Origin of the sequence: Chitinibacter sp. S2-10, from assembly GCF_046530675.1 — a bacterium.
Lineage (GTDB): Bacteria > Pseudomonadota > Gammaproteobacteria > Burkholderiales > Chitinibacteraceae > Chitinibacter.
Genome location: NZ_CP172558.1, coordinates 2,005,265 through 2,018,744 on the forward strand (window position 1 = coordinate 2,005,265; position 13,480 = coordinate 2,018,744).

Here is a 13,480-nt window from a genome sequence, read left to right on the forward strand (position 1 = left end):
GTATATTCATATACCCATTGAAAATACCTGATTAGCAACAAATCGTCGTACCGGCGCACTCTGTGTACCTAAAGGCAAAAGCCGGTACCCAGAGCGTAATTTAAAATAAGCATTGCAGCTGGATTCCGGCTTCCGCCGGAATGACGAAACAATCGGTCGCTGACGTGGCTATCTAGGCTCTGTTGACGTTTGGTTTACGGTCGCGCTGGCGCGATTTTTGTGACGAATCAAGGCATTGACTGCGATACATAGTCATTCTATGTGAGCAGGCAATAACGCAGAGTCGTCACAAAAAGCGCCCAGCCCGGAGGGTTTGGCTGGTTTTGGCCTGACACTACGTTGCAAAACCTTCACATAGAATGACTATGCATCAGGCTTTGCGCCTTGTTTCAGGCCAAAACCAGCACAAACGCGACTCGCAAACCAAACGTCAACAGAGCCTAATCAGGTGAAAATAAAAATCTGACGTAAAGACGCAAAGGCACAGAGGAAACCCAAACTCTGCTTGCACGTCGTTCTCTGCATCTTTGCGTCTCCGCGGTGAAAGTTTTTGATTTTTGCCCGCAAACTCCGCACAAGCCATTGATTCCGCTATACTTCTGCGCCTTGAGCTTATCTTGCCGGATTTTTCCATGCTGTTGCCGCACCAACTCGAACTGCTTGCCCCTGCCAAAAACGCCGAAATCGGTCGTGAAGCCATTCTGCATGGCGCGGATGCGGTCTACATTGGCGGCCCCGGTTTTGGTGCACGGTATAATGCGGCCAATTCGATTGAAGACATCGCCGGGCTGGTGAAATTCGCGCATCGCTATCACTCGCGCATCTTTGTGACGCTCAATACCATTTTGCACGATACCGAGCTCGAACCCGCACGCCAGCAGATTATCCAGCTGTATGAAGCGGGCGTTGACGCGCTGATCGTGCAGGATATGGGCGTGCTCGAACTCGACATTCCACCGATTCAGCTGCACGCCAGCACGCAATGCGATATTCGCAACGCCGACAAGGCGAAATTCTTGTCTGATGCAGGTTTCTCGCAAGTCGTTCTGGCGCGTGAGTTGGGTTTGTCGCAAATCCGCCAGATCGCCGACGTGGTCGGTGATTCAGCGACGATTGAATACTTTATCCACGGCGCGCTGTGCGTCGCGTTTTCCGGCCAGTGCAATATCAGCCACGCGCACACCGGCCGTAGCGCCAACCGCGGCGATTGCTCGCAAGCCTGTCGCCTGCCGTACACCTTGACCGATCATCAAGGTCGCGTCGTTGCTTTTGACAAACATTTGCTGTCGATGAAAGACAACGATCAGACCAATAATCTGGAAGCGTTGATTGATGCTGGCGTGCGTTCGTTCAAAATCGAAGGCCGCTACAAAGACATGCAGTACGTCAAAAACATCACGGCGCATTACCGCCTGTTGCTTGACGAAATCATGGAAAACCGCAGCGAGTTTGCGCCAGCTTCCAGCGGCCGCAGCGAAATTTTCTTCCGCCCCGATGTCGATAAATCCTTCCATCGCGGCCACACCGATTATTTTGCGACGGGTCGTAAAGACGACATCGGCGCTTTTGATTCACCCAAATACGTTGGTACGCCGCTGGGTACCGTCACCAAAGTGGCTGACAAATACTTCGAGCTGGAAATCGCCGACAGCGCAGACAGCATGGCCAATGGCGATGGTCTGAACTTTATGAAAAAGCGTGAAGTCGTTGGCGTACAAGCCAATACGGTCGAAACGGCAAACAAAGAAGCCGGCATCTGGCGCGTTTTCCCGAACGAAATGATGAGCGAACTCGTTGGCCTCAAGCCCGGCACGCCAGTGCATCGCAACCGCGATCACGCGTGGGAACAGGCGCTGACCAAAAAATCGGCTGAACGCAAAATCGGCGCGTGGCTGTCGCTCAATGAAAATCCAAATGGACTTGCGCTAACCATCACCGATGCCGACGGCTGTAGCGCAACGGTGAAAGCCGAACTCAAACTCGAAGTCGCACAAAATCCGGATAAAGCTTGGGCCACGCTGCGCGACAATCTGGCGAAACTCGGCAATACGATGTTCTATGCCGAAGACGTGGCTTTGAATTTGAGCCAGCCTTGGTTTGTTCCGGCGTCATTACTCAACGGCCTGCGCCGCGAAGCGGTCGAACAGCTTGAAGCGGCACGGATTACAGTGTGGTATAGGCCTGAACGCAAGGCCGCGATTGAACCGCCAGTGGCATACCCCGGCGAAACGCTGTCCTTCCTTGCCAATGTTTACAACGCCAAAGCGCGCAGCTTTTACGAAAAACATGGCGTTAAACTGATTGCCGCAGCGTACGAAGCGCACGAAGAGGCGGGCGAAGTGCCACTGATGATTACCAAGCATTGCCTGCGCTGGAGCTACAATCTGTGCCCGAAACAGGGCAAGGGCATTATCGGCGTTAAAGGCCAGATCAAGGCTGAGCCGATGACGCTGAGCTCAGGCTCGGAAAGCTATACGCTCAAATTTGACTGTAAGCCGTGCGAGATGCACGTCGTTGGCAAAATGAAACCGCACATCCTGAAAGCGCCGCCACCGACGACGGCGAATGTACAAACCATCGAGTTTTACAAAGCCAAGCCTGAAGGCTACGGCCACTAACGAGGGTTCACGCTCCAGTTTTCTGAGCAAAACAATATTAGCAAAATGTAATTTCACTGCTAATGACTACACCAGATGATTGTGACATTATTCGCGCCTTCGATGAAATGATAAGGGCATCATGTTTTCATTTATCAAGCGCAATCTGGGCTTCAGGTCGGTACCTACGACTTACCCTCAGCTCGATGCGGTCACGCAATTTCTGACGCAGGAAGCGCATGCTGCTGCGCAGGAAAACCAGCGTTCGCGGCTGCAGGCCGCGCGGCAGGCTCAGGGTGAAGCGCCGCAAACCGGCGAAGACTTTCTGGCGTCCAGTGTGATTTTCCAGATCAAATTGCAAAGTCTGGGCGTCGTCGCTGATTTGAATCGTGGCACGGTGCAAGATAATTGTGATGTGCTGGCACGTCAGATGGCCTGGGTGCAGAAAGAATTGATTATGGCGGCGTTTCACGACCCGAGATTTTCGCCTGAACAGCGTAAATTGCTGGCGAGCTATCATGCGATCAATATGCGCGCCAATTTCGGAGAACGCCGCGAACAAGGCCGACGCAAAAATTTTTCTGCTGAGAAAAAACTTTAACCCTTCCTGATGATGCTTACGCAAGGACTGGCCGGATTCGTGGGAGTGGACTCCCATGGATTCTGTTGTGGCAGAGGCATAATCAACTCAATCCTGCGAGCAGATTTCTTACTGCCGCCACGGTGGTAGCGGGTATTGCTCCAACAATTGCCGGGCGCGTTCGATGCCATTGGGGGTGCCAACCAGTGTCGCAGGAGCCCGGCCATCCAGATCCGGGTGCGGGCAGGTAATCCACTTGGCCAGCGTTTCCAGATCGCCCAGTTTATGCTCGGCAAAATCCATCAATGAAATCCAGCCAATCAGCGATTGAGGCTCGAATTTCAACACTGCACTCAGATCGGCGTGCAGATCCGGATCATCAATCAATTCATTTTCGAGTAAAGCCAGAAACTTGGGAATACGAAGCATTTTGCTCTTCCTGGGGGTATGTGTTGCTGTCTCTTGCTCTGTATGGTCTAGCGTCATATACATGGCTTAGTATCTCGCCATGTTGTGATCAACCTGCTCTGCCCATGCCGCTACGCCGCCGTCCAGATTCACCATTTTTTCAAAACCTTGACGCTCTAAAAAACCGGCAACCTGATAGCTGCGAACACCGTGATGGCAGATCACGACGTAGCAGGCATCGGGGTCAAGCCGCGCCAGATCGGCCGCAATATTGCCCATCGGAATATTCTGACTACCGGCAATCTGACACAGCGCAAACTCCCAAGGTTCCCGTACATCAAGCAATATGGGCGCATCGAGCGTCGAATCTTCGAGCCAGTTTTTCAGCTCGCCGGGGGTCATGTGTTGCATCTGCAGCTACTCAAAAAATCATAAAGTGAATAGCCGATATTCTACGTGTTCATTGGCCTTTGCGCGTAATTTTTACGGCAAAACTGATGATAGGCAGTAAAATCGGCCTTCCCTTATGAGCCGAGAATTTCAATGCAATCTTTTTATGCCTTGTTTGCGCTGGTCATCGGGCTGATTGTCCCCTTGCAAGCGGCGGTGAACAACCAGCTCAAAGCTGTGATTGGCGGGAGTACCTTGCTGGCCGCGCTGGTGTCATTTGGCGTTGGCGTGTTAACACTGCTGCTGATGTGCATGGTCAGCGGACAGAAAATGGGCGGACTGCTGAGTCTGGGTAAAGTCGAACCGTGGATGCTGATCGGGGGCGTGCTCGGCGCGATGTTTGTATTTGGCACGACCTTGATCGCGCCGAAACTGGGCGCAGCCAGCATGATGGCGCTGATTATCGGCGGACAGGTGATTGCATCGCTGCTGTTTGACCGTTTTGGCTGGTTGGGCTTGCCGTTGCGTGAAGTGAGCTGGCCGCGCTTGCTTGGTGCTGCACTGATTATTGTTGGCGTGTTGCTGGTCAATTTTGGCCATCAATGGTTCGGTCAGGCTAAATGAAGGCAATCCAGCCCATTGCCCTGCTTGCCGAGCATGATGATTTCATCGTGATCAATAAACCGGCCGGTCTTGATTTTCACCAGAGTGAAAATCAGTCCAGCCTGATCGATCTGGTGCGCGCCCAGACCGGGATAGCCTCGCTGCTGACGGTTCACCGGCTCGATAAAATGACCTCGGGCGTTTTGCTGCTGGCGCGTAGCGCTGAGGCTGCGCGGTTTTTTTCCGAATTGTTTGCCGGACATCAAATCCAGAAATACTACCTCGCACTGAGCGACAAAAAACCGGCCAAAAAGCAGGGCTGGATCCGTGGCGGGATGGAAAAAGGTCGTAATGGTAGCTGGAGGCTGACTAGGGACGGCGGACAACTGGCTGTGACCCAGTTTTTCAGCTTTGGTCTGGGTAATGGATTGCGGCTGTTTTTGCTCAAACCGCTGAGTGGGCGAACGCATCAATTGCGTGTTGCGATGAAAAGTCTGGGTAGCCCGATTCTGGGTGATGTCCGTTATGGTGGTTCGGAGTCCGACAGAGGGTATCTGCATGCATATTGCATTCAGTTTGAGCTGCAGGGCAATACCCATCGATATTTTGCACCCATCGAAACGGGGCTGGCTTTTGCCGACTGCCAGCAGCAACTGGCTCAATTGCGCGAACCATGGACTTTGCCGTGGCCGGGAGAAAAGAGCTGATAGCTGCTTGCTAAGTTACTGAAAGGAATTGTAAATTTTCAGAGTGAGCTTGATCACTTTGAGTCGATCGGGGTACTAGTCAGCTTTCAGGCGATTCATTTAGTATCGCTAGGCGGCTAGGGTCTGTTGACGTTTGGTTTGCGAATCCCGTTTGAGCTGATTTTGGCCTGAAACTAGGCACAAATCCCGCTGCATAGTCATTCTATGCGAGGGGTTTGTAACGCAGGGTCAGGCCAAAAGCAGCCAAACCCGCAGGGCTGGGCGGTTTTCGCGGCGACTCTGCGTTGTTCCGTACTCGTATAGCTGGCTATACGTCGCACGACACGCCTTGATTCACCGCGAAACCCGCGCCAGCGGGATCGTAAACCAAACGTCAACAGACCCTAAGACCGCCTTTCAAATAATAATTGCCCAGTCGGCTCGGGCATTACGGATGGAGAGATTTTATGTTCCAGATGAATCGTTGGGCACTGGCGGCAATTCCTGCTCTGATTTGCTCGATGCAGGTCATAGCAGCGCCAGCTTGGAATAGCACGACTGTTTACACCGGCGGCGAAGTGGTGACTTATGCCGGTAAAGATTACAAAGCCAAATGGTGGACGCAAGGTAACGTGCCTGGCACCGAGCAATGGGGGCCTTGGGAGTTGCAAGCGACTTCAAGTGCGACTCCGGCACCGACTGCGACACCTGTGGTAACTGCAAGCCCAACGAGCGCACCCACCGCGACGCCAGTTGTCACTGCGACACCAAAACCAACAGCGACACCTGTGGTGACGGCAGCGCCAACTGCAACGCCGACCACTGCACCAACAGCAACACCAACTGCCGTTCCGACTGCGACGCCTGCCGGTAGCTGCTCAGCAGCGGCCTGGAACAGCGCAACCGCCTATAGCGGCGGCCAGAGCGTCAGCTACAACGGCCGTACTTACAAAGCGCAGTGGTGGACTCAGGGCGAACAGCCAAACCTGAATACCGGCTCGGGCAAACCGTGGCTGGATATGGGCGCTTGTGGCCCAACGCCAGCGCCAACCGCAACACCGACAGCGACGCCAGTACCAACCCCAACTGCAGTGCCAACAGCGACTCCATTGCCAACTGCGACGCCGGTTCCAACCGCAACGCCTGTGGTGACTGCGACTCCAGTTCCAACGGCTACGCCAGCAGCGACAGCAACACCAGCTCCGGCTGCTGCATACAAACCGCAAATCACCTTTGTTGCTGCGCCTGCGGGTTATCCTAGCGATGCGCAAATGACGACTGCCGAAAATGCGCTGGCTAGTCAGGTCGGAACAGATGCCCAGACGCTGGCTCGTATCCGCGCCGCGCTGCGCGTCCTGCCTGATAGCGAAGTTGAAGCCGTTGTACCAGGCCGTGCTGCAAATCCGGACAATGCCAAACGCGTTGAGCGCATCCTGCCACAGAGCTTGTTTGACCAGTTGCTGCCGGTTCGTCACGTCAAATACACCTACACCAACCTGCTGCGCGGCGTAGCCAAGTTCCCAGCGTACTGCGACAACTACAGCGATGGCCGTGATGCCGACGCGATCTGTCGCAAACTGCTGGCGACTTCGCTGGCTCACTTCACGCAGGAAACCGGTGCAAGCTGGGCGACACTGACTCCGGCCGGTGCCAAGGCTTATCCGGATAACTACAATCCAGTGCTGGCGACCATGCCGCAGGACACGCCAATTCCGACCTGGAACCAGGCGCTGTGGTATCTGCGCGAAATGGGTTACAACGAAGGTTCGGCAGTTGGTGCTTATCAGGATTGCTTCCGCGGTTCGGGCAGCTCGATCTTCTCGATCTTCTATCCATGCGCGCAAAACGCCCAGGGTCAGTTCCTTGACTACTTCGGTCGTGGCTCCAAACAGCTGTCGTACAACTACAACTACGGCCCATTCAGCAAATCGCTGTACGGTGACGTGAATGTGTTGCTCGATAATCCGGGTCGTGTTGCCGATACCTGGCTGAACTTCGCGTCGGCAGTCTGGTTCGCGGTTTACCCGCAATCGCCAAAACCGCCGATGACTTGGGTGGTTGACGGCACATGGCAGCCGAACGCCTACGATCAGTCGCAAGGTCTGTTGCCAGGCTTTGGCGCAACCATCAACATCATCAACGGTGGTATCGAGTGCGGCGGCGGTTCTGATGTTCAGCAGGCGAAAAACCGCATTGCTGCGTACAAGCAGTATGCCGCCTTGTTGAATGTGCCGATTGGTGACGAAAGCCTGTTGTCGTGCAAAAACATGCGTCCGTTCTCGGATGGTTCGGCTGCTGCGACCAAGACTTACCTCGATAAAAACTGGGGTTACAACGCCAACAATCCGAACGGCGTGAGCTGGGCTTGTTCGCTGGTTAACTACCAGACACCGTTCTCGCTGGCTGTGCCTGGCGAGTACAAACAGTGTGTCGACTACATGTTCCGTGGTCAGGTCAAATACAACGGCCAGATCGTGATCGACAATACCAAGTAATCACTCCGGTATTTGATGAAAAAACGGCAGCCTAGGCTGCCGTTTTTTTTTGCATTGTGGTTTGGAGTTTTATCTGGGTATTGCTCTGTATGTACTTTCAATATTGGTTTCTGTGGGTATACGTGCCACGGTATTGTTTTTGATCGGATTTGCCTGCCGTAATTACCCGTCGCGCTCTTTGTCCTTTGTCGCTTAGAATCAGTTTCACTTCCTTTTACGATAGCCATGCCATGTTTTCATTATTTGAAAAACTGATTCAGCCTTATCCCGATCAAATGCCACAGTTGCCAACGAGTTTTCTGGGCTTTGTCTGGCGTTGCACGCACGGCATGCGGCTTTATATTGCGCTGCTGGCGCTGTTTACCGCGCTGTGCGGGGCGTTTGAAGCGTTGCTCTACAGTATGCTGGGCAATGTGGTTGAATGGCTGAGCCTCACATCACCGAGCCTGCTGTGGCAAAACGAAAAACACAATCTGCTGCTCCTGCTCGGGATTTTATGCGCCAGCCCGTTGCTGATTGCGCTGCAAACGCTGATCAAGCATCAGGCGCTGGCGGGCAATTTTCCGATGCGTTTGCGCTGGCAATTTCATCGCCAGATGCTCGGCCAGAGCATGAGTTTTTATCAGGACGAATTTGCCGGGCGTATTTCGGCCAAAGTGATGCAAACCGCGCTGGCCGTGCGCGATACTGTACTGACGACGACCGATATTCTGGTTTTCGTGACGATTTACTTTGTCACTATGGCGGCGGTGGCTGGCGGTTTTGATCTGCGGCTGATGCTGCCATTTTTTGCCTGGTTGGCGCTGTATATCGTTGCGATGATCTATTTTGTGCCGCGCCTGAGCCGCGTTTCGCGCGCGCAGGCAGACGCCAGATCATTAATGACCGGCCGGATTACCGACGCGTACACCAATATCAGCACGGTCAAGCTGTTCTCGCATACGCAGCGCGAAGCGAGTTTTGTGAAGTCGGCAATGAAGGAGTTCATGCACACCGTCCACGGCCAGATGCGGCTGGTGAGCTTGTTCGAGATCACCAACCATATTCTGAGCATGTTGCTGATCGCCTCGACGGCCGGGGCGGTGCTGTATTTGTGGACGCAGGGCGAGGTGGGTGTTGGCGCAGTGGCTGCCGCGACCGCGATGGCGCTGCGCCTCAGTGGCATGTCGCACTGGATTATGTGGGAAATGGCCGGCCTGTTTGAAAACATCGGCACGGTGCAGGATGGCATCAATACGCTATCCAAACCGTCAACGGTGCTCGACGCTGCGGACGCCAAGCCGCTGCAAGTGACGCAAGGGCTGATCGAGTTTGATCGGGTGTGTTTCAGTTATGGTCAGGGTCAGCAGGCGGTGATTGATCAATTGCAGCTGACGATCAAACCCGGCGAGAAAATCGGTCTGGTTGGTCGCTCTGGTGCGGGCAAATCGACGATTGTGAATCTGCTACTGCGGTTTTACGATATTCAATCCGGCCAGATTCGCATCGACGGGCAAGACATTGCGCAGGTCACGCAAGACAGCTTGCGCCATCAGATCGGCATGGTCACGCAGGATACGTCTTTGCTGCATCGCTCGGTACGCGACAATATTCTGTACGGCCAGCCCGAAGCCAGCGAGGAAGCCATGATCCGCGCTGCGCAGCGCGCCGAAGTACATGATTTCATCAGTGGCCTGAGCGATCCGGCAGGGCGTAGCGGCTACGACGCGCATGTCGGCGAGCGCGGTGTGAAGCTGTCGGGCGGCCAGCGCCAGCGTATCGCGATTGCCCGCGTGATTTTAAAAGACGCACCGATTCTGCTGCTCGACGAAGCGACCAGCGCGCTCGACTCCGAAGTCGAAGCCGCCATTCAGGCCAGCCTCTATACGCTGATGGAAGGCAAAACCGTCGTCGCCATCGCGCATCGATTATCGACAATTATGGCGATGGACAGGCTGATCGTGCTTGATCAGGGGCGTATTGTTGAGCAAGGCACCCACGCCGAACTGCTCGCGCATAATGGCATCTACGCCCGACTGTGGGCGCATCAGAGCGGCGGCTTTCTGGGTGAAGAGGCTTGATGAGCGCGGTTTCACGAAGAGATAAAAGCCCACTTTAACAGTGGGCTTTTTTTCTGATTCGGACATTGCGCTTAACGCTTGGTCGGGAATCGTGCTGCGACGTAAACGTCCAGAAATTGGCTCATTTGTTTGAACAGCTTTCTCATGGCGATGCTCCTGTTGCTGATGTGATGTCGTAAGCATAATGGCCACAGGCTTGCCTTGGCTGCGAACTATTACCCAACAGGGATGGCATTATTGCCATTCTATATACGTTGTGCGGTATATTGCTGTGCGTTATGTTTATCAGTGCTTGGCGAGATATACCCTGTTATTCGTGTAGCACCAGCGCCAAAACGCGCCTATCCTCGGCGACCAGCACATTGAAAGTACGGCATAGCGCGCCGGTTCCCATCGTGTCGACGCCAATCAACTTGCTCGACAGTGCCGCGTACAGTTTCGGGTGCGGAAACTGGATCGTCGATCCGGTGCCGAGCAAGACCAGCTCGGGTTGATAGTCGAGCAGCGCGGCAAAATCTTCTTCCGTCAGATCGTTAAAACTCGTTGGCCGCCAGCTGTGAACTGCGTCGGGCAAGACCAGCAGGCTGCCGACAAAACGCTCCTGATTGACGTGCACGGATTCGTGATCGTAAGCGGTGATCTGGTTCAGATGATCGACTTTGGACTGGTGCAATTTCATGATGCGCTCTTCATTTTGGGTTTTGCGTATTTTAAATCATTGCAAAAGCGCTGTGCTGTGCGATTTGATACGCAATTGTTTGTTCAGAATCGGCAATGTTTCGATAGAATACGGGTTTTCCCTGAAAAATCTTTGCGCGGGCCACACTGATGGAAGCCATCCTCAAATCGAATAAGTTACTCAACGTCTGTTACGAAATTCGCGGGCCGATTCCGGAGCGAGCGCGGCAGATGGAAGAAGACGGCCATCGCATCATCAAGCTCAATATTGGCAATCTGGCGACCTTCGGTTTCGAGCCGCCCGAAGAAGTGGTGCAGGATGTCATCCGCAATCTGGCCAACGCTGCAGGTTATGTCGACAGCAAAGGTTTGTTCCCGGCGCGTAAAGCGGTGATGCATTACACGCAGCAAAAAAACATCAAGGATGTCACCGTTGATGACATCTACATCGGCAATGGCGCGTCCGAGCTGATCGTGATGAGCATGCAGGCGCTGCTCAATAATGGCGACGAAGTGTTGGTGCCGATGCCTGATTATCCGCTGTGGACTGCTGCGGTGAGCCTGGCCGGTGGCAAACCGCGTCATTATTTGTGTGACGAAGCCAATCACTGGTATCCGTCAATCGACGATATGCGCGCCAAAATCACCGACAAGACGCGCGCGATTGTCGTAATCAACCCGAACAACCCGACCGGCGCACTGTACCCGGACGAATTGCTGCTGCAAATTGTCGATCTGGCGCGCGAATTCGGCCTGATCATTTATGCCGATGAAATTTACGACAAGGTGCTGTACGAAGGTGCAACGCACACGTCGATCGCTTCGATGGCCGATGACGTATTGTTTGTAACGTTTAACGGACTGTCGAAAAACTACCGCGCCTGCGGCTATCGCGCCGGCTGGATGATCGTGTCGGGCAATAAAAAACCGGCCAAGGATTATATCGAAGGGCTGAACATGCTCGCGACGATGCGACTGTGTGCCAATGTGCCTTCGCAATACGCGATTCAGACCGCGCTCGGTGGTTATCAGAGTATCGATGATCTGGTGAAGGACGGTGGCCGTCTGACCAAGCAGCGCGATCTGGCGTACGAGATGCTCAGCGCGATTCCGGGCGTCAGCGTCGTCAAACCGAAAGCGGCCTTGTATATGTTCCCGAAACTTGACCCGGTGATTTATCCGGTCAGTGACGATCAGCAACTGATGCTCGAATTACTGACCGAGGAAAAAGTCCTGCTGGTGCAGGGTACCGGCTTTAACTGGCATCAGCCCGATCATTTCCGCGTGGTCTTCCTGCCAAATCACGACGATCTGGTCGATGCAATGAACCGCGTTGCCCGATTCCTGATGAATTGGCGCAAACGTCATGGCACGGGCGAGTTTGCCGGCAAGTAACAATATTCAGACAAAAATTCAATATCAATTAATGGACTCAAAGCAATGAAAGCAATCAATGTTGGCCTGTGTGGCGTGGGGACTGTAGGTGGCGGTACTGCCACCGTTTTGAAGCGCAACGGCGAAGAAATCGCCCGCCGTGCCGGTCGTCCGATTGTCGTGACGATGGCAGCTAACCGTGACCTGGCGCGCGCGCGCGAATTCGTCGGTGAAGGCGTGGCTCTGACTGATAACGCGATGGATGTGGTGAACAATCCCGACATCGACATCGTCGTTGAATTGATCGGCGGTACAACCATCGCCAAAGATCTGGTGCTGGCCGCAATCGAAAATGGCAAGCACGTTGTGACTGCCAACAAAAAACTGATCGCCGAATATGGCAATGAAATTTTCGCCAAAGCGCAGGCAAAAGGCGTTATCGTCGCGTTTGAAGCGGCAGTCGCTGGTGGCATCCCGGTGATCAAAGCGCTGCGTGAAGGCCTGACCGCCAACAAAATCGAATGGGTGGCCGGCATTATCAATGGCACATCGAACTTCATCCTGACCGAAATGCGCGACAAAGGCTCGGCGTTTGCCGACGTATTGGCCGAAGCGCAACGCCTCGGTTACGCCGAAGCCGATCCGACTTTCGATATCGAAGGTCACGACGCCGCGCACAAGCTGACGATCATGAGCGCGATTGCCTTTGGTATTCCGGTGCAGTTCGACAAAGCGTATCTGGAAGGCATCAGCAAACTCGAAGCCGCCGATATCAAATACGCCGCCGAACTCGGCTACCGCATCAAATTGCTCGGCATGACCCGTCGCCGCGCTAACGGCATCGAATTGCGCGTATCGCCAACCTTGATCCCGGCTGGCCGCCTGATCGCCAATGTCGATGGCGTGATGAACGCCGTGCTGGTCAAAGGCGATGCTGTTGGTGCAACGATGTACTACGGCCCGGGTGCTGGCGCTGAGCCAACGGCGTCCTCAGTGATTGCTGACCTCGTTGACATCACTCGTCTGCACACCGCCGATCCGGAGCATCGCGTACCGCATCTGGCCTTCCAGCCAACAGCAATGGCGAATCTGCCTATCCTGCCAATTGACGAAGTCGAAACCTGCTACTACCTGCGTCTGAGCGTGAAAGATCAGCCGGGCGTATTGGCAGAAATTACTTCCATCCTCGCTGATGGACAGATTTCGATTGACTCGATGCTGCAAAAACCGGCTGGCGACAAGACCGCTGAAGTCGTCATCGTGACGCATACGGCGATTGAGAAAAACGTCAACGCCGCAATCGCCAAAATCGAATTGCTGCCAAGTACTAATGGCAAGGTTGTGAAGTTGCGTCTGGAACATTTAAACGGTTAATCCACGTAGGGCGTATTCGCCGCGAAGCGGCAATACGCCGGATAAGTGGATTTTAATGTATGGTGGCGTAATGCCTTCGGCGATTACGCCCTACGACGTACCGTGGTCGCGGTTTGAAGCTTTATAACCAAGCGATCATAGGGTGGGTTAGGCCGAAGTCCATAACCCACCATCCGCAATGAAAGGCGGGTTACGCTACGCTAACCCGCCCTACGTAGCGCAATACCCTGATGGG

The 13,480-nt window shown here is 54.1% G+C and carries 11 protein-coding genes; 8 read left to right on the forward strand and 3 right to left on the reverse strand.

Going from position 1 to position 13,480, the window contains the following annotated elements:
- The first annotated feature begins 632 nt into the window (after positions 1-632).
- Both ACG2XO_RS09485 and ACG2XO_RS09490 read left to right on the forward strand, forming a co-directional pair.
- A complete protein-coding gene (locus ACG2XO_RS09485; RefSeq protein ID WP_410497740.1) occupies positions 633-2,618 on the forward strand; it encodes a peptidase U32 family protein in 1,986 nt (661 codons plus the stop codon).
- 121 nt (positions 2,619-2,739) lie between these two features.
- Positions 2,740-3,198, forward strand: a complete 459-nt coding sequence (locus ACG2XO_RS09490; protein WP_410497741.1) for a hypothetical protein — start codon at positions 2,740-2,742, stop codon at positions 3,196-3,198.
- Positions 3,199-3,306: 108 nt separating this feature from the next.
- Here ACG2XO_RS09490 and ACG2XO_RS09495 read toward each other — a convergent pair whose 3' ends face one another.
- Both ACG2XO_RS09495 and ACG2XO_RS09500 read right to left on the reverse strand, forming a co-directional pair.
- On the reverse strand, positions 3,307-3,606 hold the full coding sequence (locus tag ACG2XO_RS09495; RefSeq protein ID WP_410497742.1) for an antitoxin Xre/MbcA/ParS toxin-binding domain-containing protein: 300 nt from the start codon (positions 3,604-3,606) through the stop codon (positions 3,307-3,309).
- A gap of 66 nt (positions 3,607-3,672) precedes the next feature.
- Positions 3,673-3,996, reverse strand: a complete 324-nt coding sequence (locus tag ACG2XO_RS09500; RefSeq protein WP_410497743.1) for a rhodanese-like domain-containing protein — start codon at positions 3,994-3,996, stop codon at positions 3,673-3,675.
- Positions 3,997-4,128: 132 nt separating this feature from the next.
- Here ACG2XO_RS09500 and ACG2XO_RS09505 point away from each other — a divergent pair, with 132 nt between their 5' ends.
- From ACG2XO_RS09505 to ACG2XO_RS09520, 4 genes are all read left to right on the forward strand, one after another.
- Complete coding sequence (locus tag ACG2XO_RS09505; RefSeq protein WP_410497744.1) at positions 4,129-4,599, forward strand: DMT family transporter; 471 nt, start codon at positions 4,129-4,131, stop codon at positions 4,597-4,599.
- Positions 4,596-5,285, forward strand: coding sequence for a TIGR01621 family pseudouridine synthase (locus tag ACG2XO_RS09510; RefSeq protein WP_410497745.1), 690 nt, complete (start codon positions 4,596-4,598; stop codon positions 5,283-5,285). The genes ACG2XO_RS09505 and ACG2XO_RS09510 overlap by 4 nt, the downstream gene beginning before the upstream one ends.
- A 446-nt stretch (positions 5,286-5,731) precedes the next feature.
- Positions 5,732-7,759: a glycoside hydrolase family 19 protein gene (locus ACG2XO_RS09515; RefSeq protein ID WP_410497747.1), complete on the forward strand. Its 2,028-nt coding sequence runs from the start codon at positions 5,732-5,734 to the stop codon at positions 7,757-7,759.
- Between the two features lie 230 nt (positions 7,760-7,989).
- Positions 7,990-9,819, forward strand: coding sequence for an ABC transporter ATP-binding protein (locus ACG2XO_RS09520; RefSeq protein WP_410497748.1), 1,830 nt, complete (start codon positions 7,990-7,992; stop codon positions 9,817-9,819).
- A 310-nt stretch (positions 9,820-10,129) separates the two neighbouring features.
- On the opposite strand, the gene ACG2XO_RS09525 is transcribed toward ACG2XO_RS09520, so the two are convergent.
- Positions 10,130-10,498, reverse strand: coding sequence for an Mth938-like domain-containing protein (locus tag ACG2XO_RS09525; protein ID WP_410497749.1), 369 nt, complete (start codon positions 10,496-10,498; stop codon positions 10,130-10,132).
- A 149-nt stretch (positions 10,499-10,647) separates the two neighbouring features.
- On the opposite strand from ACG2XO_RS09525, the gene ACG2XO_RS09530 reads away from it, so the two are divergent.
- Both ACG2XO_RS09530 and ACG2XO_RS09535 read left to right on the forward strand, forming a co-directional pair.
- Entirely contained in the window at positions 10,648-11,892 is a 1,245-nt protein-coding gene (locus tag ACG2XO_RS09530) for a pyridoxal phosphate-dependent aminotransferase (RefSeq protein WP_410497750.1), read from the forward strand.
- Positions 11,893-11,937: 45 nt separating this feature from the next.
- The gene (locus tag ACG2XO_RS09535; protein WP_410497751.1) at positions 11,938-13,245 is read left to right on the forward strand and encodes a homoserine dehydrogenase; all 1,308 of its coding nucleotides are present in this window, start codon (positions 11,938-11,940) and stop codon (positions 13,243-13,245) included.
- The last annotated feature ends 235 nt before the right edge of the window (positions 13,246-13,480 follow it).

Bases quoted from the DNA above. Each gene is read 5' to 3' on its own strand.
- ACG2XO_RS09490 (WP_410497741.1), top strand. From the start codon at position 2,740: ATGTTTTCATTTATCAAGCGCAATCTGGGCTTCAGGTCGGTACCTACG.
- ACG2XO_RS09510 (WP_410497745.1), top strand. From the start codon at position 4,596: ATGAAGGCAATCCAGCCCATTGCCCTGCTTGCCGAGCATGATGATTTC.
- ACG2XO_RS09495 (WP_410497742.1), bottom strand. From the start codon at position 3,606: ATGCTTCGTATTCCCAAGTTTCTGGCTTTACTCGAAAATGAATTGATT.
- ACG2XO_RS09535 (WP_410497751.1), top strand. From the start codon at position 11,938: ATGAAAGCAATCAATGTTGGCCTGTGTGGCGTGGGGACTGTAGGTGGC.
- ACG2XO_RS09500 (WP_410497743.1), bottom strand. From the start codon at position 3,996: ATGCAACACATGACCCCCGGCGAGCTGAAAAACTGGCTCGAAGATTCG.
- ACG2XO_RS09515 (WP_410497747.1), top strand. From the start codon at position 5,732: ATGTTCCAGATGAATCGTTGGGCACTGGCGGCAATTCCTGCTCTGATT.
- ACG2XO_RS09525 (WP_410497749.1), bottom strand. From the start codon at position 10,498: ATGAAATTGCACCAGTCCAAAGTCGATCATCTGAACCAGATCACCGCT.
- ACG2XO_RS09520 (WP_410497748.1), top strand. From the start codon at position 7,990: ATGTTTTCATTATTTGAAAAACTGATTCAGCCTTATCCCGATCAAATG.
- ACG2XO_RS09530 (WP_410497750.1), top strand. From the start codon at position 10,648: ATGGAAGCCATCCTCAAATCGAATAAGTTACTCAACGTCTGTTACGAA.
- ACG2XO_RS09505 (WP_410497744.1), top strand. From the start codon at position 4,129: ATGCAATCTTTTTATGCCTTGTTTGCGCTGGTCATCGGGCTGATTGTC.
- ACG2XO_RS09485 (WP_410497740.1), top strand. From the start codon at position 633: ATGCTGTTGCCGCACCAACTCGAACTGCTTGCCCCTGCCAAAAACGCC.